A 22,160-nucleotide genomic window follows, 5' to 3' on the forward strand; every position below is an offset into this window, starting at 1 on the left:
CGGGATGTCAGTCGTGATCAGCCAGGAAACACTCGACAGCGCGGTTACCCAGGGCGTGATCACGGTGCAGCAGCGCGACCGGCTTTATGCGCTGGAGCGCAGCGGCTCCTTCAATGCGGAAGATGCCGCGGAGTCGGCCGAGGAGAACCTGCGGCTGATCGGCGGCGGAAACGATCTTTTCGTCACTGTCGGCACGATCCTGCTGACGGTTGGTTTCTATTTCGTGCTCAACACGCTGTTGCCCGGCCAGCGGCTTTGGATCGCGGCGCTCGTTGCCGTGTTTTCCTGGGGGCTCGCCGAAGTGGTGACCCGCCAGCACCGCATGAAACTGTCGTCGACGGTGCTCAGCCTGTTTTTCGTCATTTCCCTCACCGTTGCGCTCGGGCTGGAAATCTTCGCGCGCTATCCGATCCAGAAACCGGAATCGATCTGGCAGCTGCTGGCGCTTCGCCAGCAGGCCTCGGGCGCCGGCTATCTCTTTCTCGGCGGCATCATGGCGGCAGTCGCGCTCTATTTCTGGCGCTTCAGGGTCCCCATCCTTGCAGGCGTTTTCGCGATCTCCGCAACGCTTCTCGCCTTCCTTCAGACCGCGCTCCTGCTTTGCGACGGCGTTACCACCGGGATGGTTGCGCCGCCAAGGCTGGAAGACATGCCGGAGCTGATGCGGGCCGCGCTCTACATGCCGCTCATCTGCGGTCTGATCGTTTTCGGCACGGCTGTCGCGCTCGACGTGTATGACCGCGAACGGCGCAAGATCTGGTCCGATTGCGCGTTCTGGCTTCATGTCGTGTCGGCGCCGATGCTGGTGCACCCGCTTTTCATCATGGCCACGGGTCAGGATGTCGTGATGGGCCGCATAGAACCCGATGCGAACGCCACGATCATGCTGGCCATCCTCATCATCGCCTTCGTCTATGTGGCGCTTGCCATCGACCGCCGGTCGCTGCTGGTGCCGACGCTTGCCTATTTCGGGTCGCTCGGTATCTACTATCTGGTCAATTCAACGGCCAACAGCACCGGAATTCCACCCTTTGCCTTGATCCTGCTGGTGGTTGGCGCGCTGATCATAACCTTCGGCGCCGGCTGGCAGCATATCAGGCGCTTGATCGTACGCCCGACGCTCCCCACATCCGTGCTCGAAAAACTCCCTCCCATCAAACAAGCGTAGACGTGTAATTTCATGAGCAATTTCTCTCCCCGCGAAATCGTTTCCGAACTCGACCGTTTCATCATCGGCCAGAAAGATGCCAAGCGCGCCGTGGCGATCGCGCTGCGCAACCGCTGGCGCCGGCAGCAGCTGGAAGGCCAGATGCGCGAAGAAGTGATGCCGAAGAACATCCTGATGATCGGGCCGACCGGCGTCGGCAAGACCGAGATCTCGCGCCGCCTCGCCAAGCTGGCAGGCGCGCCCTTTGTCAAGGTCGAGGCAACCAAGTTCACCGAGGTCGGCTATGTCGGCCGCGACGTCGAGCAGATCGTACGCGATCTGGTGGAGGTCGGCATCGGCCTGGTGCGTGAAAAGATGCGTGAGGACGTCAAGGCGCGCGCCCACGTCAACGCCGAAGAGCGCGTGCTGGAGGCCTTGGTTGGCAAGACTGCGTCGCCGGCGACACGCGAAAGCTTCAAGAAGAAGCTGCGCGATGGCGAGCTGGACGACAAGGAGATCGATATCGAGGTGACCGATACTGGCACCGGTGGCATGCCCGGCTTCGAGATTCCCGGCATGCCGGGCGGCGTCGGAGTGCTGAACATCAACGACATGCTGTCGAAGGCCATGGGTGGCAAGCGCACCAAGATGCGCAAGACCACCGTCAAGGAAAGCTACGACCTTTTGATCCAGGACGAGTCCGACAAGCTGCTCGACCAGGACGAAGTGGTGCGCCGCGCCATGGAAGCGGCCGAGAATGACGGCATTGTCTTCCTCGACGAGATCGACAAGATCGCGGCGCGCTCCGACGTTTCGGGCGGCCCTTCGCGCGAAGGCGTGCAGCGCGACCTGCTGCCGCTGGTCGAAGGCACGACGGTGGCGACCAAATATGGACCGGTGAAGACCGACCATATCCTGTTCATCGCCTCCGGTGCCTTCCACGTCTCCAAACCGTCCGACCTTCTGCCGGAACTGCAGGGCCGCCTGCCGATCCGCGTCGAATTGCGGGCGCTGGAGAAGGAAGACTTCGTGCGCATCCTGACCGAGACCGAAGCCAGCCTGATCAAGCAGTATATCGCGCTGATGAAGACGGAAGGCGTCGACCTGGACTTCACCGACGATGCCATCGATTCGCTGGCCGGCATCGCCGTCGACCTCAACGCGACGGTGGAGAACATCGGTGCGCGGCGCCTGCAGACGGTGATGGAACGCGTGCTGGACGAGATCTCATACGATGCGCCGGACCGCAACGGCAGCAAGGTGACGATCGACGCCGACTATGTGAAGAAGCATGTCGGAGACCTGTCGAAGAACACCGACCTGTCGCGATTCATCCTGTAACCCTGGGCGAAAAGAAATAGCCGATGAGATCGCTCGTCGCCGGGCCGAAGCGGTAGCGGCGACGAGTGGTTTCATCGGTTTGTTATTGCCCGGCAGCACGGACTCCAAATGACAGACGCCACGCCATCGCCTGCCACCGTCGTTGACTGTGCGGCTGCGGCCGATGGCGGGTCGCTGTGGGTTCAGCTCTCGGTCGGTGGTCAGATAAAGAACTACACCCTCAACCGATCGATCGCCTCGCGTGGTACCCCGCAATATGGCGAAGTCAGCTCCGAGCACGGCCCGCTTTCGAAGCAAGAACTTCATGACTTGGTGCTGGTGCTCGACGTCCCCCAACGAGGGATGTACGCCGGGCTCGTTGAAGAATTCGTGCAGTTCCTGAAGAAGTCGGCGCTCGACTAGATCCCACCATCCCGGTGTGGCCAAATGGAAGCAGGCCTACGTCTTTCGCCGCAATCGGGCACGAAAGGCTCGACTCGCCCCCTCGCTTTTCCTAGAGCAAATCCAGCGCAAGGTCTGTTCCGGGCCTTTGCGGGTTCTTGGATAGCATGATTTCGAGCGGCCGCTGATGACGAAACTGGTCTCTTTCCTCCTCGCTTTGGCGCTGGCCGCAGGGACGCTGGTTGCAGCACATGCAGCCACCCTGGTGCCGCCGGGAAACCGCAATGCCGAACAGCCACCCGTCCCCGGCGCCTCCACCAAGCGCACCAAGGCGACCAACACCTCCTTCGATGCCAAGTACCGCAAGGTCTATGCGCTTCTGCAGAACGACGCCGAATTGCGTGGCAAGATCAAGAAGGCCGCGGCAGCCTACGGTGTCGATCCCATGCACATCGTCGGCGCGCTTGTCGGCGAGCACACCTACAATGTCGGCGCCTATGACCGCCTGCAGACCTATTACGTCAAGGCGATGTCCTACCTCTCCTCGAAGCTGACCTTCGCCTACAAGGGCGAGGACGTCTCCGAATTCATCCGTCGGCCGGAATTCACGAAATGCGCCAACGAGACCGGCAGCAACGACATCTGGGAATGCCGCGAGCAGGTGTGGAACCGCTCCTTCCGGGGCAAGACGGTGGGCGGCAAAAGCTTCCCCAACGACCGCTTCGGCGCAACCTTCTTCCAGCCTTATTATGCCGGCCAGACCTTTGGGCTTGGCCAGCTCAACCCGCTGACAGCGCTGCAGATGAGCGACATGGTCAACAAGGTCTCGGGCTTCCCCAAGCTCGATGTCGACGATCCCAACGAGATCTACAAGACGATCATGGACCCGGACATGACGCTGCCCTACGTCGCCGCGATCGTGAAGACATCCATCCAGGCCTATCGCAACATCGCCGGCTTCGACATCTCGCAGAATCCAGGCCTTACCGCCACGCTCTACAATGTCGGCAATCCGGAAGCGCGCGCTTCTCAGTTGAAGGCCGAGAACGACCGCCGCCGCGCCGCCGGCGAGCCAGAGAAGCTGCCGGAAGAGAACTATTACGGCTGGCTGGTCAACGACAAGCTGGCCGAACTGAAGGCGCTGTTCTAGCTTCGACCAGCCTGCTCCAGGGTCAGTCGAAGCTGCGTTCGTACAAAGCACATGCGTGTGTTCAGGATCGCATCCGGCATGCCTTGGTGCTTGACGGCCCGAGAGAATATGGAATAAATATTTCATACAGAGTCTTTCTGGCCTTTTCATTCCGAATCCGGTGCGACCTCGACTGGCGCGCCTAGCAAAGGGGTTGTCATGACAGTGCGTTTTGGTCTCCTCGGCGCCGGCCGCATCGGCAAGGTTCACGCGCGGGCGGTCGGCTCGAACCCGCAGGCCAAGCTGGTCGCCGTGGCCGATGCCTTCGAGAAGGCGGCCAAGGAACTGGCAAAGAGCTACGGCGCCGAAGTCCGGTCCATCGAAGCGATCGAGAAGGCTGCGGACATCGATGCGGTGATCATCTGCACGCCCACCGACACCCATGCCGACCTGATCGAGCGCTTCGCCAAGGCCGGCAAGGCGATCTTCTGCGAGAAGCCGATCGATCTCGACGTCAAGCGCGTGGAGAAATGCCTGGCTGTGGTCGACAAGACCAAGGCGGCGCTGATGGTCGGCTTCAACCGCCGCTTCGACCCGCATTTTGCCGCCGTGCGCAAGGCGATCGACGACGGCGCCATCGGCAAGGTCGAGCAGGTGGTGATCACCTCACGCGATCCGGGTGCGCCGCCGGTCGACTACATCAAGCGTTCGGGCGGCATCTTCCGCGACATGACCATCCATGATTTCGACATGGCGCGTTTCCTGCTCGGCGAGGAGCCTGTGGCGGTATCGGCGCACGCGTCGGTGCTGGTCGACAAGAAGATCGGCGAAGCCGGCGATTTCGACTCCGTCAGCGTCATCCTGGAAACAGCGTCGGGCAAACAGGCCGTTATCTCAAATTCGCGCCGCGCCACCTATGGCTATGACCAGCGCATCGAAGTGCATGGTTCGAAAGGCATGGTCGCAGCCGAAAACCAGCGTCCCGTTTCGATCGAAGTGGCGAGCGAGAAGGGCTATGTCCGCCCGCCGCTGCACGACTTCTTCATGACCCGCTACATCGACGCCTATGCCAATGAGATCGCGACCTTCATCGAGGCGACGACTACTGGCAAAAAGGCCTCGCCCAGCGGTAAGGACGGGCTGCTCGCGCTGAAGATCGCCGATGCGGCGCTCAAATCCGCCAAGCAGGGCAAGACGATCCGTCTCGATAAATAGGGCAGGCAGGGAGGCCGAAATGAGCGCTCTCGATACACGCAACAGCGCAACGCGCGCACTGATCACAGGTGGCGCGCAGGGCGTCGGATTGGCCGTGGCGCGGCAACTCGTCGACGAGGGCTGCAAGGCGCTGGTTCTGCTCGGACGCTCGCAAGAAAAAGGCCAGGTCGCCGTGGCCGAGCTGGAGAAGAAGGGCGCGGAAGCGATCTTCATCAGCGCCGACCTTGCGGATCCGGATGCCTGTCTTGCCGCCGTTGAAGCCGGCGTGAAGCGGTTCGGCAGCCTGAATGCGCTGGTCAACGCTGCGGCCTCGGCCGCGCGCGGCTCGCTGGTCGAAACCACGCCCGCCATGTTCGACGAGATGTTCGCCATCAACGTGCGCGGCCCGTTCTTCCTGATGCAGGGCCTGGTCAAGCATCTCTTGGAAACCGGGCAGGCGGGCTCGATCGTCAATGTGCTCTCGGTGAACGTGCATGGCGGCCAGTCGTTCCTGTCCTCCTATTCGGCCAGCAAGGGCGCCCTGGCGACGCTGACCAAGAATGTCGCCAACGCCTATCGCCGCAACCGCATCCGCTGCAACGCCGTGCTGCCGGGCTGGATGGACACGCCGGGCGAGGCCTACACGCAGGCGAGGTTCCACGGCGCCGGAGCCGATTGGCTGGCCAAGGCCGAAGCCGCCGCGCCGATGGGACAGCTCGTGAAGACGCACGAGATGGCAGGTCTCATAACCTACATGCTGTCGCCCCAATCCGGCGTGATGACCGGCGCGCTGGTGGATTATGACCAGAATGTGCCTGGCATCATCGGCGAATAGTATGCCTTGAACACAGAAAGCGCCGTCAGTTGGCAGCCGAAGCGGGTTTGGTTGGTGTTCTGGGGCGTGACAAACGCAATGACTTCGGCTATTAGCCACCCCATGATCCACCTGACCGCCTCGTTTTGGTACTTTAGCTACGGTAGCTCGCTGGCGGCGGGAGGATTGCGCTCGATCTGAAGATTGCAGCATAAAAATCCGAACAGCCGCCAGACCTGGCGGCTTTTTTGTTTCAGCCGGCAGGTCTCCCAACCAGGAGCAGAAAGCCGTGTTGACCACCACAGACGACCTTCGGGTCAAGGAACTCAAGGAACTGAGCACACCGGAACAGGTGATGCAGGAGATACCGCGCACGCTGACGGCGACCCGCACGGTCGCCGCGTCGCGCAACGCGATCCACGCCATGTTGACCGGTACCGACGACCGGCTGCTGGTCGTGGTGGGTCCTTGTTCGATCCACGATCCGGCCGCAGCCATAGACTACGCCAATCGTCTGGCGGCACTGCGCGATAGTCTGTCCGACCGGCTCGAGATCGTCATGCGGGTCTATTTCGAGAAGCCACGCACCACGGTCGGCTGGAAAGGCCTGATCAACGATCCCGATCTCGACGGCAGCTTCAACATCGACAAGGGGCTTAGGCTGGCGCGCAATGTGCTGGCGGCAGTCAACAATCTCGGCCTGCCGGCTGCGACCGAATTCCTCGACATGACAACGCCGCAATACATCGCCGATCTCGTCGCCTGGGGTGCGATCGGCGCGCGCACGACCGAGAGCCAGATCCATCGCGAACTGGCATCCGGCCTGTCGTGCCCGGTCGGCTTCAAGAACGGCACCGACGGCAATGTCCGCATTGCAGCCGATGCCGTGAAATCCGCCGCGCACCCGCATCATTTCATGGCAGTCACCAAGGGCGGGCGCAGCGCGATCGCGGCCACCACCGGCAATGAGGACTGCCACGTCATCCTGCGTGGCGGGCTTGCGCCCAATTACGATGCCGCAAGCGTCGAGGCGGCCAGCGCCGAACTCACCCGTGTCGGCATCGCGCCGCGGCTGATGATCGATGTCAGCCATGCCAACAGCAGCAAGAAGCCGGAGAACCAGCCGATGGTCGCGGCCGACGTGGCGGGACAGGTCGCGGCGGGCGACGAGCGCATCATCGGCCTGATGATCGAAAGCAACCTCGTTGCGGGCCGTCAGGATGTCGTGCCCGGCAAGCCGCTGGTCTATGGCCAGAGCATCACCGACGGCTGCATCGACTGGGCAACGACGGAGACCGTGCTCAAGGGGCTCGCCGATGCCGTCGAGCAGCGCCGGGCGGCACGCAATGCGATGATCGCCAAGCGGCCGGGCGCGGCGTAAGCGCGGGACACCGGTTGGGCGGCAGAAGACGTCTGCCGCCCAATGACATCATCGCACGTCGACCCAGCGCTTTTCCTCAAACGAGCGCGCCATGGCATGCACGGTGCGCTCGATCTCCAGCCCCTCGTCGAATTCGATGAGGTTCGCCTCTTCGCCTCGGATGCGGCGGATCAGTTCGCGGCATTCGATCGTCTTGAGGTCGTTGAACCCCAGCCCATGACCCGGCGCGGGGATGAAGCGGTCATAGGGCTTGTGCACCGGTGCCGCCAGGATGGTGCGGTATCCTTGATCGGTGACACGGTCGGAGGTGACATAGAGTTGGAACTCGTTGAAGCGCTCCTGGTCGAACAGGATCGAGCCCTTCGATCCGAAGATCTGCACCGCAATGCGGCCCTTGCGGCCCCAGGCGGAGCGGTTGACCAGCAGCGTGCCTGAAACGCCATTATCGAGGTGGATCAGCGCACTGGCAACGTCATAGGTCTCGACGGCGCGACGCCCGCCGCCCGCCACGGCGCGGTCGGCATAGGGCTTGGCCATGTCGCACATCACGCTGGCGACCCGGCCGAACAGCGCCTTGACCAGAGACAGCGGATGCACGGCGAAATCGTCCAATGCGCCATAGCCGGAAGCCGCCTCATGCTTCCAGCCGAACAGCGTTTCGGGGTCGGCCATGAAGTCTTCGTCCATCTCGACGCGCAGATGGTTGACCGCGCCGATCGCGCCCTCATCCAGCAGCGTCCTGATGTGCCGGATCGCTGGGCTCTGGATATAGTTGTAGCCGAGCACTGCTGCCTTGCCGGACCGGCGTGCCGCCGCCAGCATGGCTTCCGCATCGGCGAAGGACGGTGCCATCGGCTTTTCGCACCACACATGTTTGCCGGCTTCGAGTGCGGCGATGGCCATTTCCGGATGAAACTGGTTCGGCGTGGTGACTGAGACGACATCGACGGCTGTATCTTCGATCACAGCGCGCCAGTCGCCGGAAGCCGTCTCGAAACCGAACTCGCCGGCTCGCTGCCTGGCCAGCTCGGCATTGGCCTCGGCGAGATGGACGAGCCGAACCGGTTCGACGTCGCCGAAAACGGTGCGTACGGACGTCCAGGCCAGGGCATGGCATTTGCCCATGAAACCCGTACCAATCAGGCCGACACCGATCATGCGCGATCTCCTCTGAGCGCAAGGCATTCATAGCATTTGCACTTTTTAGTCCATTTTTTCCTTGTTTGGAACATACGATCTATTTTCTGTGACAGCCCTTGCTGAGACTGCTAAGCTCTTGCGATCAGGGACGGAACAGGGGATTCTCCGGCTCATGAACCCTCGCCTGCCGCAAGATTACGAATCGCTTCGCAACCTCGTCCTGGAACGGCGCGCCGCACTGCCGAAACGCATCGCGCAGATCGCGGCCTATGCGCTCGACAATCCCGACGAGATCGCCTTCGGCACGGCGGCGAGTATCGCAGCTTCCGCCGGCGTGCAGCCCTCCACGCTCATCCGCTTCGCGCAGTTCCTTGGTTTCGACGGCTTCACCAGCCTGCAATCGGTCTTCCGCGAGCGATTGCGCGAGCGCACCGTATCCTATGAAGATCGGCTGAAAACGCTGCGTGGAAGCGGCACCACGCAGAACCGCGCCATCCTCGACGGCTTCGTGGAGGTCTCGACACGGTCGCTCGAAGCGGTATCGCGCTCGCTCGACGACGGTCTTCTCGATCGCGCGGTGGATATCCTGGCCAAGGCCGAGACCATCTATCTCGTCGCGCGCCGTCGTTCCTACCCGATCACCTCCTACATGGCCTACGCGCTCGGTAAGCTGAAGATCCGCTACACGCTGGTCGAATCCGCTGCCGGCCTCGATCCGGAAATCATGTCCTTCGCCACGCCGAAGGATGCCGTGGTGGCGATCAGTTTCTCGCCCTATGCCACGCAGACCGTGGACTATGCCCGCATACTGGCCGACCAGGGCGTGCCGGTGGTGGCCATCACCGACAGCGCCTTTTCGCCGCTCGCCCAGTCGGCCAGCGTCTGGTTCGAAGTGGCCGAAGCCGATTGTGCCGGCTTCCGCTCCCTGTCGGCCACAATGGCGCTGGCGATGACGCTGGCCGTGGCGACGGCGGAGCGCCGCAGCGGAGCCTGATTCCGGCAAAACAACTCGGGAATTTCTATTCCATATTGACTATGCAATGGAATTAACATTTCATATCAAGGAGTGACGACGACGTCTTGTGACGTCAGGAGCCTTCATTTCAGGGAGGAAAGCATGGCGAGCCCTCGCGGCGCCGACAAGGCGCTCGACGTCATCACCATCGGCCGTGCCTCGGTGGACCTGTATGGTCAGCAGATCGGTTCCCGACTGGAAGACATCACGTCCTTCGCCAAATCCGTCGGCGGCTGCCCGGCCAATATCGCCGTGGGCACCGCGCGGCTTGGCCTGAAGTCGGCGCTATTGACGCGGGTCGGCGACGAGCAGATGGGCCGCTTCATCCGCGAACAGCTGGTCCGCGAAAAAGTCAATGTCGAAGGCCTTCGCACCGATCCCGAACGGCTGACAGCTCTGGTGCTGCTCTCGGTTGAGGATGAGGGCGTCTCGCCGATGATCTTCTATCGTTCCGACTGCGCCGACATGGCGCTGTCGGAGGACGATGTCGACGAGGCTTTCGTGACTTCGGCAAGGGCGATCGTGGTCACCGGCACGCATTTCTCCCGACCCAACAGCGACGCCGCCCAGCGCAAGGCGATCCGCATCGCCAAGGCGCATGGCGGCAAGGTGGTGTTCGATATCGACTACCGCCCGAACCTGTGGGGCCTCGCAGGCCATGCCGAGGGGTTCGGCCGCTACGTCAAATCCGATCGCGTCTCGGCGCAGTTGAAGACGGTGCTGCCTGATTGCGACCTGATCGTCGGCACCGAAGAGGAGGTGCTGATCGCATCCGGCGAAAGCGATTTGCTGACCGCACTCAAGACTATCCGTTCGCTGTCTGCCGCCACTATCGTGCTCAAGCGCGGGGCCAAGGGCTGCATCGTCTATGACGGACCGATCAGCGACGATCTCGAGGATGGCGTCGTCGGCGACGGCTTCCCGATCGAAATCTACAATGTGCTCGGCGCCGGCGATGCCTTCATGTCCGGCTTCCTGCGTGGCTGGCTGGGCGGCGAGGATTTCGCCACCGCCGCTACCTGGGCCAATGCCTGCGGGGCGTTCGCGGTGTCACGGCTGCTCTGCGCGCCCGAATATCCGACTTATGCGGAACTGCAGTTCTTCCTGAAGAACGGTTCGAAACATCTGGCGCTGCGCAAGGACGAGGCGATCAATCATGTCCACTGGGCGACCACGCGACGCCGCGACATCCCGCTTCTGATGGCGCTGGCTTGCGATCATCGCCTGCAACTGGAAGATATCGCAACCAAGGCCGGTGCGGATGTTTCACGGATAAACGCCTTCAAGGTGCTGGCGGTGAAGGCCGCCTCGAAGGTTGCTGCCGGACGGGGTGGTTACGGCATGCTGCTCGACGAAAAATTTGGCCGTGAAGCGATGTTCGAGTTCGCACACCATTCTTTCGCCTGGCTCGGCCGTCCGGTCGAACGGCCCGGCTCCCGGCCGCTGCGCTTCGAGTTCAGCCAGGACATCGGTTCGCAACTCGTCGACTGGCCTGTCGACCACTGCATCAAATGTCTGTGTTTCTATCACCCCGACGATCCGGAGGACTTGAAGAAAGAGCAGCAGGAAAAGCTGCGCGCCCTTTTCGAAGCCGCACGGAAAGTCGGTCGTGAACTGCTGATCGAGATCATCGCCAGCAAGCATGGCAGGATCGATGACACCACGGTGCAGCGCGCGTTGCAGGAACTCTATGCACTCGGCATCAAACCCGACTGGTGGAAACTGGAACCCCAGGCTTCCGCGAACGCCTGGGCGAAGATCGAAGAAACCATCGTCAGCAACGACCCGTTCTGCCGGGGTGTCGTGCTGCTGGGTCTCGAGGCGCCGCTGAACGAGCTGGAGACAGCCTTTTGCGCAACGGCGGACGTGCCGATCGTCAAGGGTTTTGCCGTCGGCCGCACCATCTTCGCCCATGCCGCCGGACAATGGCTCGCCGGAAAAATGAGCGACGAGGAAGCCGTGGACGACATGGCGCGGCGTTTCGAGGAATTGACCAGGGCCTGGCTTGCCGCGCGCAACCGCGAGGCGGCATAAGAACGGCTGGAGGACACGCACGATGACCGGCCTGCATTTCTCACACTCGATGTGGCCTGCGCCGGTTCTTCAACCGGCCCTCCGGGTTGCCTTTCGGCGGACGTCTGCGGCGTCGAGAGGCTCAACCGTATGTCCAATACGCTCTTCGCCCCTCGACGCCGTATCCGCCTCGCCCAAAGTGCAACGCAGGCCACATGGAGTGTGAGAAATGCAGGCTAGAACCGTCCGCCTGACGATGGCGCAGGCGCTGACCCGCTTCCTGTCCCGCCAGATGACTGTGATCGATGGCGAGAAGCTACCGATCTTCGGCGGCGTCTGGGCGATTTTCGGCCACGGCAATGTCGCCGGCATCGGCGAGGCCCTCTACCAACAGCGCGATGACCTGCCGACCTTCCGCGCCCACAACGAGCAGGCCATGACGCATGCAGCGATCGGCTATGCCAAGGCGCATTTCCGCCGCCGTTTCATGGCCGCCACAAGTTCGATCGGCCCCGGCGCGGTGAACATGGTCACGGCTGCGGCGCTCGCGCATGTCAACCGGCTTCCCGTGCTGCTCCTGCCCGGCGACGTCTTCGCCAATCGCGTTCCCGACCCGGTGCTGCAACAGGCCGAAGACTTTTCCGATGGGACTCTCTCGGTCAATGACTGCTTCCGCCCCGTCTCGCGCTATTTCGACCGCATCACCCGGCCGGAGCAGATCATCCCGGCACTGGCCCGTGCCATGCAGGTCCTGACCGATCCCGCCGAATGCGGACCGGTGACGCTTTCGCTCTGCCAGGATGTACAGGCCGAGGCCTATGATTATCCGGAACGCTTCTTCGAGGAACGTGTCTGGCAGGTACGCCGGCCGCGGCCAGACCGTGCCGAACTCGCGGCTGCCATCGAAGCGCTGAAGGGCGCCAAGAAACCATTGGTGATCGCCGGCGGCGGCGTGCTCTATTCCGGCGCATCCGGCGAACTGACGCGTTTCGTCGAAGCCGCCGGCATTCCGGTCTGCGAAACGCAAGGCGGCAAATCCTCCTTGCCTGACAACCATCCACTCAACATGGCGGCTGTCGGCGTTACCGGCACCGCGGCCGCCAACCGGCTGGCCGAAGAGGCGGATGTCGTTCTCGCGGTCGGCACCCGTTTACAGGATTTCACCACCGGCTCCTGGGCGCTGTTCCAGAATGCCGCCAAGACCATCCTCGGCCTCAATGTACAGCCTTTCGATGCCGGCAAACATCGTGCGCTGCCACTGGTGGCCGACGCCATTGAGGGGCTGGCGGAACTGACCGCCGGCCTGCAGGGCTGGAAAGCGCCGGCAGGCTGGACGGAGAATGCGGCCAAGGGGAAGCAGGAGTGGCAGGCTGCGGCCGCCAAGGTCACCGCTCCCACCAATGCCGCCTATCCCTCCGACGCGCAGGTGATCGGCGCGGTCCAGCGTGCGATGGGCTCCGGCGTCACCGTGCTGCACGCCGCCGGCGGATTGCCTGGCGAACTGCACAAGCTGTGGCAGGCCGGCGCGCCGGGCTCCTATCATGCAGAATACGGCTTCTCGACCATGGGTTACGAGATCGCCGGCGCGCTCGGCGCCAAGATGGCGAAGCCGGAACAGGACGTGGTCGTCATGCTCGGCGACGGTTCCTACCTCATGCTCAATTCCGAGATCGCCACATCGGTGATGCTTGGCCTGAAGCTGACCATCGTCCTGCTCGACAATCGCGGCTATGGCTGCATCAATCGGCTGCAGATGGCGACCGGCGGGGCCAACTTCAACAACCTGCTCAAGGACACTCGCCACGAGACGCTGCCCGACATCGACTTCGCCGCCCATGCCGCGAGTCTCGGCGCCATCTCGCAAAAGGTGTCTTCGATCGCCGACCTGGAAAGCGCCTTGGCGAAGGCGAAGACGAACAACCGCACGACGGTCATCGTCATCGACACCGACCCCTTGATCTCAACCGAGGCTGGCGGCCATTGGTGGGATGTGGCGGTGCCGGAAGTCAGTGCCCGCGAGGAAGTCAACGCCGCCCGCAAAGGCTATGAGGAAAAGCGCAAGCTGCAGAGTATCGGCGACTGAGCTTGCGAGCCAACCATCGAGACCGGAGTCCTGAATTGAAAGCCAAACTGGGCATGTCCCCCATCGCATGGTGGAATGACGACCTCGTGGAATTGAGCGATGACGTGTCGCTCGAGGAGTGCCTGAGGCAATCGCGCTCGGCCGGTTTCACCGGCATGGAGCAGGGCCGCCGTTTCCCGAGCACGCCGGAAGAGATGTTGCCGATCCTGAAACAGGCCGACGTCACACTGTGCGGCGGCTGGTTCTCCGGCACGCTGGTCAATGAGGAGCTTGCCGCCAACAAGGATCGCATCGCGCCGATGATCGAGCTGTTCAAGGCGGTCAACGCGCCCTGCATCGTCTATGGCGAGGTTGGCCGCTCGATCCAGGGCGATCGCTCCAGGCCGCTCGCCACCAAGACCGTGCTGAGCGACGATGAGATGAAAGCCTATGCCCGCAAGGTGACGGCGTTCGGCGAATGGTGCGCCGAACAAGACATGCCGCTATCCTACCATCACCACATGGCGGCGGTGGTGCAGTTCGAGCACGAGCTGGACGCCTTCATGACGCATTCGGGCGAAGGCATTCCACTACTGCTCGATGCCGGTCATCTCGCCTTCGCCGGCGGCGATGTGCTGCGGGCCATCGACAACCACCACAAGCGCATCAACCATGTGCATGTGAAGGATGTGCGCATGGATGTGATCAAGAGCCTGGACTGGTCGCAACAGTCCTTCCTCGACGCGGTAGCGCTGGGTGCCTTCACCGTGCCAGGCGATGGCTCTCTCGATTTCGGCGCCATCGTGCAGAAATTCGCCGGCTATGGATATGAAGGCTGGTTCGTGGTCGAAGCCGAACAGGATCCGAAGAAGAACCCGCCGCTGAGGATGGCACAGGTCGGGCACGAGGAACTGATGCGCGTGATGACCGCGGCAGGCTATACGGTGGAGACGCAAGGCTTCCCTAACAGCTGAACGGACATCGCCATGACCAAGGACAACCAGCATCCCTTCTTCCGGCCATTGTGGCGCCGGATCGCGGTCATAGCCGTATGCGTGATCTGGTCGGCGGTCGAATTCGCGGTCGGCACGCCGTTCTGGGGCACGCTGCTTGCCGGCATGGCCATCTACGCCGTTTGGACCTTCCTGATCCAATACAAGCCGGGTGAAGAGCCCCCGCCCTCCGGTGAAACCAAAACCAAGGATTGAGACCATGTCGAAACTGCTGGTGAAGGCCAGGAAAGGTCATGGCCATGTCGCCAATGTCACGCCGCAGAACGCCGGCTGGACCCATGTCGGTTTCGACCTGCACCGGCTGGCGCCGGGACAAAGCGTGTCCGGCGAGACGGGCGGCCGTGAAGCCTGCCTGGTCTTCGTCACTGGCAGGGGCAAGACTACAGCCGGCGGGCAGGAACTCGGCCTGCTCGGCGAACGCATGTCGCCCTTCGACGGCAAGCCATGGTCGGTCTATGTGCCGCAAGGTTCGGACTGGTCGGTGACGGCAGAAACCGAGCTGGAGCTTGCCGTCTGCACGGCACCGGGACTTGGAGGCGGCCTGCCGGTGCGCGTGATCCGGCCCGACGACCTTGGCCAGGAAGTGCGCGGCAAGGGCACCAACACCCGCCATGTCACCAACATCCTGCCGGAAAGCGAGCCGGCGGATTCGCTCTTGGTGGTGGAGGTGATCACGCCGGGCGGACATACATCCAGCTACCCCCCGCACAAGCACGATCAGGACAATCTGCCCGCCGAATCCTATCTGGAAGAGACCTATTACCACCGGCTCAACCCGCCGCAGGGTTTTGCCTTCCAGCGCGTCTACACGGATGACCGCTCACTCGACGAAGCGATGGCGGTGGAAGATGGCGACGTGGTGCTGGTGCCCAAAGGTTACCACCCCTGTGCCGCCTGCCACGGCTACGACCTCTATTATCTCAACGTCATGGCCGGACCGAAGCGGACGTGGAAGTTCCACAATGCGGTGGAGCATGAGTGGCTGGTGAACAGGTAGGGGAGTAAGGGAGTAGGGGAATAAAACAGTGAGGCACGGAACTGCCGAGCGATACTTGCCCACTCCCCTACTCTCCTACTCTCCTACTCCCCTATCCTCAACATATGATTGTCCCACACATAATCCGGCTCGCTCACCGTGTTGCCGTCGGGCTGCATGATGGCGCCGGCGCCGGTGGAGGCGAGGAACCCGGCCTGGTCGGGTGCCAGGCCGCAGACCTCAATCAGGCTGCTGGTCCTGACGATCTTACCGCTCGCCGCCTCGATCACGGCGAAGGCATTGCCCTGCGGTGACGACACCGCGACCGTGCCGGCATCCGGATTGGTTGCCACCGAGCCTATATAATTGCGGAAGCCGCTCAGCACGTCCTTCGGCATGTCGAGCAATGCCAGGTCCTTGCCGCGCTCGGCGCGGCCGACCAGAAGCGGCTGCTCCGTCGCCGGCCCGCGATGCTGGCAACCGAACCACACCGTACCCTTGGCATCGAGATCCATGTGGCGAATGGAAAGCTGGTGCAGCGACGGTGGCAGCTCGTGCTTTTCGATCAGCTCACCGGTGACGCGATCGACCAGTGTGTAGGACGGCTTCATGGTGGCGATGTTGAGTTCGGCGCGACCGAAATCGGGATGCGTTTCGATGCCGCCATTGGCGACCGCTATGGTGCGGCCATCGCCCAGCAACAGCAGCTCGTGCGGGCCGACACCGTAGGTTGGGAATTCGCCGATGCGCTTGAAACCGCCCTTGGCATCGTAGACACCGACCATGCCGGCGGCATTGTCGTAATCGTTCTCGGTGGCGTAGAGCAGCGCGCCATCGTTCGAGAACGCGCCATGGCCGAAGAAATGCCGGTCGGGCTGGCTGGCAATGGTCAGTGGTTCAGCGCGGCCCTTGTGGTCGAAGACGACGAAGAACGTTCCGGGTTGGCGGGCGAACACCGCTGAACGACCCGAAACGGGATCGAAGGTCACGTCATGGCCGCGGTCGGGCAGATCGACCGCATGCAGCATCTTGCCGGCTTCGGAAAGCACGGCAGCGCCGTAGCTGCCGTCGCGCTTCATGTAGGCAGTGGCAAAGACGGCGTCTGCCTCCAGCGTCGCGGCCCAGGCCTGCGGTGCAAGCGCTGCCAGGAAGCCGGCACCTGCAGCCTTCAGGAAATCGCGGCGGTCGATGAGCGGCGTGCGCATGGCGAACCCCTCAATCACCGTCCAGCGAGGAAAAGCCGGCGGTCAGGCCGAAGGCGGCCGACAGCCGGGTGCCGAACAGGTTGCTGAGGCTGCTGGTGATCAGCTGGAAATGTTCAAGTGCTGCGCGACGCTTGGGATCGGCCAGAACCTCGGCGGCGGGCCCTGACGCTTCCTTGGCCGCGGCGACGCCGTTGCCCAGCTGAATCTCGATCGAATCGGCGATCCAGCGATCGTCCTTTGGCAGCGCATCGCCGAGATTCGAAGCCTGGAACAGCCGGTTCATGCCATCGAGATTGGCAGCAAGCGAGGCGCCGGTGAGGCCGGAGCGCCAATAGATCGCCTGTTTCGGCTTGGCGGCGTCGGCATTGGCTCCGAGAAAACTCTTGAGGCGCTGATCACGCACCAGCTCGAGCCCATTGATGAAGACGCCCATCAATTCGGTCACCGCTTCGCTGCCGTCACGGTAGAGCGCATTGTCGGGACCGGGGCTGGCCCATTGCGCGGCGAATCCGTCCGGCTTCGCCCATGCGGCGGACACATCGGCGGCAATCGTCTCGACATTGCCGGCGATGGCGAGGCCATAAGCACAGCGATAGGCGCCGTCCTTGCCGGCGAGCGTCTCCGCGTCGGTGCCGTAGAGCACGAATTCCAACGCACCAAGCCCCTGCATGGCGATGCTCTTGCCAGCAATGCCGGCGGCATCAGTGGCCGAAACGTCCCTTTCGGCCAGCGTCGCCTGCACCTGCTTCAGGCCGAGCCCCTTGCGGTCCGGCCAATAAAGCATGCGCTCCAGCCGGTTGTTTTCGGTGATCGGCCCGAAGCGGACGATCTCGACTGTCGACCATGCCGTCACCGTACCCGCGAATTCGGTGCGCGCGGCGTCGAGAGCCTGTTGCGAGGGGGCCTCGCACAACGCCTTGGCGGCCTTGGCTGTCGCCGCGGCGTGTTGCTGCAGCGAAGCGTAGGCCGGGCGGATGAAACCGTCGACCGCACTGTTGACGACATCCGAGGCCTGCACTGCGGCGCCCGCCGGTTCGACGACGGCAAGAGCAAACGGAACGACAAGCGCGGTGGTTAGGCGTTTCAACATCACAGCGACTCCAGGAACTTAATCAGCGCGTCGCGCTCTTCGGCACCTGCAGCGGCGAAACGGTCGCGCGCCTTCTGGCCTTCGCCGCCATGCCACAGGATGGCTTCCGTCAGATTGCGGGCGCGGCCGTCATGCAGGAAGAAGGTGTGGCCGTTGACACGCTTGGTGAGCCCGATGCCCCAAAGCGGCGGCGTGCGCCATTCGTTGCCGGTGGCATCGCCCACGGCCTGGCCGTCGGCCAGGCCTTCACCCATGTCGTGCAGCAGGAAGTCGGAATACGGCCAGATCAACTGGAACGATTGCGCCTTGTTGGGTGCGTCGCGGCGTGTGACGAATTTCGGCGTGTGGCAGGACACGCAGCCCATCTCGTAGAAAGCCTTCTTGCCGGCCAGCACCGGCTGCTTGTTGATGTCGCGGCGCGCCGGCACAGCCAGGTTCTGGGAATAGAAGGTGACGAGGTCCATGACCGGCGGCGGTGCCTCGACCGGCCCCAGCCGCTCCTGCACGCCGTTCGGCATGTCCAGACATGCCTTTTCGGCCTTCGTGCAATCGCCCCAATGCTGCGGCTTCTCGGGCGTCGAGATGCCGATGTCGCCGGCGAAGGCATCCGCCGACTGCTGGCGGATCGACGGGGTCTGCGCCTTCCAGCCCAAGCGGCCGAGCGTGAGTTCGCCGCTGAGGGCATCACGCACCATGTTCGGGCGGCCGGAGATGCCATCGCCATCGCGGTCATCCGGATCGGCTTTGGCCAGGATGTCGGCTGGGTGGATCTGCTCGACCAGACCAAGCCCGATCATCGCAGGGGTCACCCGCGGCGAAAGCGTCGTGCCCGGATGCATCGGACCGTAGGCAAGATCGTCGACCGCGTAGCTCGGCTTGCGCAGCGACACTTTGGTGCCGTCGCCGAGCATCACCGGCTGCTCGGCATAGGTGATGCGCATGCGCCCTTCGCCGGCGAGACCGGGCACGGCGAGGTCCTGCAACTGCGCGCCATAGGTCGGATCAGGGAAATTCAGCACCTTGCGCGCGGCGCGATCAGCCTTTTCCTCTTCGGTCGAGGCTTCGCGCGCCAATCTCAGGAACATCGAGGTGGCGTCGGCATTGCCTTCCGGCGGATGGCCGCGACCGTCCTTCAGATGGCAGCTCTGGCAGGCGCGTGCATTGAACAGCGGCCCGAGCCCGTCCGACGCCTGCGTGGACGAGGGCGACGAAACCCAGTTCTTGCGGAAGATGGCGTTGCCGAGCTTGAAGGTGCCTTCTTCCTCGAAGGTGATGTTGGCCGAGGATTGCGAAAAGGCGTCGGCATTGACGCGTTTCCTGGAGGTGCCGGCGCCGCCCTGCATCAACTCATACTCCTCCGGTTTGGAGAAGTCCGTCGTCGGCCTGGTGATGGCCTCGACGCGAGCGCGATCCTGCTCGGAAAGGTCGGTGCGCGTGGCAGGCAGCCCGGACGTATCGCCGGCAAGCGCGAGCGCGGCGGGCGACAAGGCCGCAAGCAATGCGGCAACGGCCAAATGGCGGGCAATTGGCCAGAAGACACCGACCATCCCGTTTAAGGGCTGGTCGGTCGGTTCAGGTGTTCCGCGCGGCGCGCGGCGCAACAAGTCTACGATGCGCCGCATGCGCGCATGTCCTATTCCGCTTCGTCGGCCGCATCCGCGTTGAGCAGGCCATATTTCTCTTCACCGATCGAGGTGAGGAGATCGAGCTGGGTTTCGAGAAAGTCGATATGGCCCTCCTCGTCGGCCAGCAGTTCCTCGAACAGCTTCATGGTCACGTAGTCACCGAGTTGGGAGCAGATCTCGCGCGACTGCTTGTAGGAAGTGCGCGCGTCATACTCGCCGGCGAGGTCCGATTCCAGCACTTCCTTGACGTTCTGTCCGATCCGCAGCGGCGCGACCGATTGCAGGTTCGGGTGCCCTTCAAGGAAGATGATGCGGGCCACCAGCTTGTCGGCGTGCTGCATCTCCTCGATCGATTCCGCCCGCTCCTTCTTGGCGAGCTTGGTGTAACCCCAGTCTTCCAGCAGGCGATAGTGGACCCAGTACTGGTTGACGGCACCGAGCTCCAGAAAAAGAGCTTCGTTAAGCCGCTCGATGACCTGTTTTTCGCCCTTCATGGGTTTTGCTCCCGTATTGGACACGCAGCTCTCTCACGCGGTCCAGGTGTGAAACGATATCCACGCCGCCCGCCTCCGAGCGAGCGTGGTAGTTCTCGGTGACCCGAATGATCGTTTCCACCACATTTGGGAAGCAGCCGCAACAGCGACCACGCTTGCGCATGGAATGATAGACCTTGGCCGGCACGATAAGCTGCCACGGATCTTCATCCAGCAAGGCGACGATTGCCTGCTCGATCTCCTTTTCGGTGATGATATTGCAATGACAGATCAGCATTTGCGGTTCTGGATGGCTGGCGGCGCCTCACCGGCGCCGCATGGCTTTCTGGGTTACTTGTTCGCGCCCGCCTCATCGGCGGGCACCATGCCCCTACTTGAACACCTTGTCGGGCGAATCGAGGCTGTCCGAACCTTCGAAGGCGATGGCGTCCAGCTTCAGCGCCGCAACCACGCGCTCGATCGACTTTGTCTGGTCGACCAGCGCATCGATCGCCGCCTGCACGGTGGCGTTGCCGTCCTTGTTGCCTTCGCCGATCTGCTGGTCGTAGGCCTCGCCGCCTTCCGCGCGCGCCTTGATCGCCTCCATCTTGGCGACGCTTGTCTCGAGCTTGCCGGTGACTTCCTTGTCGAGCGCCGGATCGAGCGCCTTGACCAGCTCGGCAACGGAAGGCCCGGAAACGGTGCTGCCGTCGACACGCTTGTAGCTCGCGAGGTAGGCGTCACGGATGCCGACGGCGTCATAGAGGTGCGAGTTGTAGGTGTTGTCGGAGAAGCAGTCGTGCTCTTCTTCCGGATCGTGCAGCAACAGGCCGAGCTTCATGCGTTCGCCGGCCAGCTCGCCATAGGAGAGCGAGCCCATGCCGGTCAGGATGACCGAGATGCCGGCCTTGGGATCGCCATCGGCGAGCGCCTTGCGCGCCGCGCCACCTTCCTTCCAGTTGCCGACCATCTCCTCCAGATCGGCCACCAAGAGGTCGCTGGCCGCCTTCAGATATTCGGCGCGGCGGTCGCAATTGCCGCCGGTGCAGTTCTTGGCGTCGTAGTCGGTGAAGGGGCGGTTGCCGGCACCCGGGCCGGTACCGTTCAGATCCTGCCCCCAGAGCAGGAATTCGATGGCGTGATAGCCGGTGGCGACGTTGGCTTCGATGTCGCCTGCTTCCTGCAGCGTGCCCGACAGGAATTCCTTGGTCAGCTTGGAAGCATCGATCTTCTTGCCATCGATCTCGATTTCCTTGTTGGCGACGACATTCGCCGTATAGAGCGCATTCTCGTCGGACTGGGTGCCGTAGCTCTTGTCGACATAGTCGATCAGGCCTTCGTCGAGCGGCCATGCATTCACCCGGCCCTCCCAGTCGTCGACGATCGGATTGCCGAAACGATAGACCTCGGTCTGCTGGTAAGGCACGCGTGCCGCCTTCCAGGCCGTGCGGGCAGCATCGAGGGTTTCCTGCGACGGCTTGGCGATCAGCGCATCGACGGCGGCATCCAGCGCCTTGGCGGTGGTCAGCGAGTCCTCATATTTGGCGAGCGCAATATCGGAATAGGTCTTGATGACCGCCTTCGGGTCGGTTTCCGCCTTGGCGGGCAGCGCGAAGATGGCCGTGGTCAGCGCCAGCGTGGCGGCGATCGCGACGATCTTGCCGCCGAAGCGTGCCGTCACCTTCTTGTTCTGCATTTCAAACGTCTCCCTCGGGACAATCACAATCAATGATGGGCAATGACCAGCCCCGGAAAACGAGGTCCCGGCCGGCAGATGGCGCAAACTACGAGAAAAAGGCATGCGGACGCGGCGACAGCTGTCGCGAAAGGCCGAGCGGATAACCGCCGGAAGGCGCGGCGCACGCGGGAAAAGCAATGGACTGCCTCCAATCGAAAGGGTTCAAGGCCCAGACATCAAAGGAATGCGCGGGGTTGCGCGAGCTCCCATAAAGCTGCGAGAAAGGCGAAAGTCAATGCAATTCGGCAATAAAGCCTTTCAAAACAATAGTTTAGAATAATTCTAAACTAGAAGGATCAAGTTTACGCCGCATTTGCACATGGCGATGGTTCCGAAATGGCCCAAGAGATGGCATTGACAGCCGGCTGTCCAGGGTGCGACCCGCAGGTGGCCTCTTGTGGCGGCAGCGGACAATTGCCACTT

General features: G+C 62.8%; 20 protein-coding genes. 13 read left to right on the top strand and 7 right to left on the bottom strand.

Translation table 11 applies throughout. The features are described from left to right. Positions 1-4: 4 nt before the first annotated feature. The 7 genes from AO692_RS24245 to AO692_RS24275 all read left to right on the top strand — a co-directional run bounded on the left by AO692_RS24245 (position 5) and on the right by AO692_RS24275 (position 7,387). Positions 5-1,168: a hypothetical protein gene (locus AO692_RS24245; protein ID WP_244483470.1), complete on the top strand. Its 1,164-nt coding sequence runs from the start codon at positions 5-7 to the stop codon at positions 1,166-1,168. A gap of 12 nt (positions 1,169-1,180) precedes the next feature. After that, entirely contained in the window at positions 1,181-2,488 is a 1,308-nt protein-coding gene (hslU, locus tag AO692_RS24250) for an ATP-dependent protease ATPase subunit HslU (protein ID WP_054312623.1), read from the top strand. Positions 2,489-2,596: 108 nt separating this feature from the next. After that, positions 2,597-2,890, top strand: coding sequence for a hypothetical protein (locus tag AO692_RS24255; RefSeq protein WP_054312624.1), 294 nt, complete (start codon positions 2,597-2,599; stop codon positions 2,888-2,890). A 166-nt stretch (positions 2,891-3,056) separates the two neighbouring features. Beyond that, positions 3,057-4,019, top strand: coding sequence for a DUF1402 family protein (locus AO692_RS24260; protein ID WP_054312625.1), 963 nt, complete (start codon positions 3,057-3,059; stop codon positions 4,017-4,019). A 198-nt stretch (positions 4,020-4,217) separates the two neighbouring features. Further along, positions 4,218-5,213, top strand: coding sequence for an inositol 2-dehydrogenase (iolG, locus tag AO692_RS24265; protein WP_054312626.1), 996 nt, complete (start codon positions 4,218-4,220; stop codon positions 5,211-5,213). A 19-nt stretch (positions 5,214-5,232) separates the two neighbouring features. After that, positions 5,233-6,027 carry an SDR family oxidoreductase gene (locus tag AO692_RS24270; protein WP_054312627.1) on the top strand — a complete coding sequence of 265 codons (795 nt, stop codon included), beginning with the start codon at positions 5,233-5,235 and terminating at the stop codon, positions 6,025-6,027. Between the two features lie 268 nt (positions 6,028-6,295). After that, positions 6,296-7,387: a 3-deoxy-7-phosphoheptulonate synthase gene (locus tag AO692_RS24275; RefSeq protein ID WP_054312628.1), complete on the top strand. Its 1,092-nt coding sequence runs from the start codon at positions 6,296-6,298 to the stop codon at positions 7,385-7,387. A gap of 48 nt (positions 7,388-7,435) precedes the next feature. On the opposite strand, the gene AO692_RS24280 is transcribed toward AO692_RS24275, so the two are convergent. Next, positions 7,436-8,545, bottom strand: a complete 1,110-nt coding sequence (locus AO692_RS24280) for a Gfo/Idh/MocA family oxidoreductase (protein WP_054312629.1) — start codon at positions 8,543-8,545, stop codon at positions 7,436-7,438. Positions 8,546-8,699: 154 nt separating this feature from the next. Here AO692_RS24280 and AO692_RS24285 point away from each other — a divergent pair, with 154 nt between their 5' ends. The 6 genes from AO692_RS24285 to iolB all read left to right on the top strand — a co-directional run bounded on the left by AO692_RS24285 (position 8,700) and on the right by iolB (position 15,627). Continuing rightward, positions 8,700-9,521, top strand: coding sequence for a MurR/RpiR family transcriptional regulator (locus tag AO692_RS24285; protein WP_054312630.1), 822 nt, complete (start codon positions 8,700-8,702; stop codon positions 9,519-9,521). A 123-nt stretch (positions 9,522-9,644) separates the two neighbouring features. Then, entirely contained in the window at positions 9,645-11,576 is a 1,932-nt protein-coding gene (iolC, locus tag AO692_RS24290) for a 5-dehydro-2-deoxygluconokinase (RefSeq protein WP_054312631.1), read from the top strand. A 208-nt stretch (positions 11,577-11,784) separates the two neighbouring features. Next, on the top strand, positions 11,785-13,638 hold the full coding sequence (gene iolD, locus AO692_RS24295; RefSeq protein ID WP_054312632.1) for a 3D-(3,5/4)-trihydroxycyclohexane-1,2-dione acylhydrolase (decyclizing): 1,854 nt from the start codon (positions 11,785-11,787) through the stop codon (positions 13,636-13,638). Positions 13,639-13,673: 35 nt separating this feature from the next. Beyond that, the gene (gene iolE, locus AO692_RS24300) at positions 13,674-14,591 is read left to right on the top strand and encodes a myo-inosose-2 dehydratase (RefSeq protein WP_054312633.1); all 918 of its coding nucleotides are present in this window, start codon (positions 13,674-13,676) and stop codon (positions 14,589-14,591) included. A gap of 12 nt (positions 14,592-14,603) precedes the next feature. Beyond that, complete coding sequence (locus AO692_RS24305) at positions 14,604-14,825, top strand: hypothetical protein (protein ID WP_054312634.1); 222 nt, start codon at positions 14,604-14,606, stop codon at positions 14,823-14,825. Between the two features lie 4 nt (positions 14,826-14,829). Then, positions 14,830-15,627: a 5-deoxy-glucuronate isomerase gene (gene iolB / locus AO692_RS24310; RefSeq protein ID WP_054312635.1), complete on the top strand. Its 798-nt coding sequence runs from the start codon at positions 14,830-14,832 to the stop codon at positions 15,625-15,627. An 83-nt stretch (positions 15,628-15,710) separates the two neighbouring features. Here the strand turns inward: iolB and AO692_RS24315 are convergent, their stop codons facing one another. The 6 genes from AO692_RS24315 to AO692_RS24340 all read right to left on the bottom strand — a co-directional run bounded on the left by AO692_RS24315 (position 15,711) and on the right by AO692_RS24340 (position 21,680). After that, on the bottom strand, positions 15,711-16,811 hold the full coding sequence (locus AO692_RS24315) for a DUF1513 domain-containing protein (protein ID WP_054312636.1): 1,101 nt from the start codon (positions 16,809-16,811) through the stop codon (positions 15,711-15,713). A gap of 10 nt (positions 16,812-16,821) precedes the next feature. Then, positions 16,822-17,901, bottom strand: a complete 1,080-nt coding sequence (locus tag AO692_RS24320; protein ID WP_054312637.1) for an imelysin family protein — start codon at positions 17,899-17,901, stop codon at positions 16,822-16,824. After that, positions 17,901-19,523 (bottom strand): di-heme oxidoredictase family protein, encoded by a 1,623-nt coding sequence (locus AO692_RS24325; protein WP_082407526.1) that lies wholly within the window; start codon positions 19,521-19,523, stop codon positions 17,901-17,903. The genes AO692_RS24320 and AO692_RS24325 overlap by 1 nt, the downstream gene beginning before the upstream one ends. Positions 19,524-19,534: 11 nt before the next feature. Then, on the bottom strand, positions 19,535-20,020 hold the full coding sequence (bfr, locus tag AO692_RS24330) for a bacterioferritin (protein WP_054312639.1): 486 nt from the start codon (positions 20,018-20,020) through the stop codon (positions 19,535-19,537). Continuing rightward, positions 19,986-20,297: a (2Fe-2S)-binding protein gene (locus AO692_RS24335; RefSeq protein ID WP_054312640.1), complete on the bottom strand. Its 312-nt coding sequence runs from the start codon at positions 20,295-20,297 to the stop codon at positions 19,986-19,988. Before AO692_RS24335 ends, bfr begins: the two co-directional genes overlap by 35 nt. A gap of 93 nt (positions 20,298-20,390) precedes the next feature. After that, positions 20,391-21,680: an imelysin family protein gene (locus AO692_RS24340; protein WP_082407529.1), complete on the bottom strand. Its 1,290-nt coding sequence runs from the start codon at positions 21,678-21,680 to the stop codon at positions 20,391-20,393. Positions 21,681-22,160 lie beyond the last annotated feature (480 nt).

Origin of the sequence: Mesorhizobium sp. 1M-11 (assembly GCF_001303895.1) — a bacterium.
In the GTDB taxonomy this organism is placed as follows: domain Bacteria; phylum Pseudomonadota; class Alphaproteobacteria; order Rhizobiales; family Rhizobiaceae; genus Mesorhizobium.

Coding starts and splice junctions, on each gene's coding strand:
- iolD (WP_054312632.1), top strand. CDS start 11,785: ATGCAGGCTAGAACCGTCCGCCTGACGATGGCGCAGGCGCTGACCCGC.
- iolG (WP_054312626.1), top strand. CDS start 4,218: ATGACAGTGCGTTTTGGTCTCCTCGGCGCCGGCCGCATCGGCAAGGTT.
- AO692_RS24280 (WP_054312629.1), bottom strand. CDS start 8,545: ATGATCGGTGTCGGCCTGATTGGTACGGGTTTCATGGGCAAATGCCAT.
- AO692_RS24285 (WP_054312630.1), top strand. CDS start 8,700: ATGAACCCTCGCCTGCCGCAAGATTACGAATCGCTTCGCAACCTCGTC.
- AO692_RS24320 (WP_054312637.1), bottom strand. CDS start 17,901: ATGTTGAAACGCCTAACCACCGCGCTTGTCGTTCCGTTTGCTCTTGCC.
- iolB (WP_054312635.1), top strand. CDS start 14,830: ATGTCGAAACTGCTGGTGAAGGCCAGGAAAGGTCATGGCCATGTCGCC.
- AO692_RS24245 (WP_244483470.1), top strand. CDS start 5: ATGTCAGTCGTGATCAGCCAGGAAACACTCGACAGCGCGGTTACCCAG.
- AO692_RS24315 (WP_054312636.1), bottom strand. CDS start 16,811: ATGCGCACGCCGCTCATCGACCGCCGCGATTTCCTGAAGGCTGCAGGT.
- AO692_RS24270 (WP_054312627.1), top strand. CDS start 5,233: ATGAGCGCTCTCGATACACGCAACAGCGCAACGCGCGCACTGATCACA.
- AO692_RS24305 (WP_054312634.1), top strand. CDS start 14,604: ATGACCAAGGACAACCAGCATCCCTTCTTCCGGCCATTGTGGCGCCGG.
- hslU (WP_054312623.1), top strand. CDS start 1,181: ATGAGCAATTTCTCTCCCCGCGAAATCGTTTCCGAACTCGACCGTTTC.
- AO692_RS24335 (WP_054312640.1), bottom strand. CDS start 20,297: ATGCTGATCTGTCATTGCAATATCATCACCGAAAAGGAGATCGAGCAG.
- AO692_RS24260 (WP_054312625.1), top strand. CDS start 3,057: ATGACGAAACTGGTCTCTTTCCTCCTCGCTTTGGCGCTGGCCGCAGGG.
- AO692_RS24255 (WP_054312624.1), top strand. CDS start 2,597: ATGACAGACGCCACGCCATCGCCTGCCACCGTCGTTGACTGTGCGGCT.
- iolC (WP_054312631.1), top strand. CDS start 9,645: ATGGCGAGCCCTCGCGGCGCCGACAAGGCGCTCGACGTCATCACCATC.
- AO692_RS24325 (WP_082407526.1), bottom strand. CDS start 19,523: ATGCGGCGCATCGTAGACTTGTTGCGCCGCGCGCCGCGCGGAACACCT.
- bfr (WP_054312639.1), bottom strand. CDS start 20,020: ATGAAGGGCGAAAAACAGGTCATCGAGCGGCTTAACGAAGCTCTTTTT.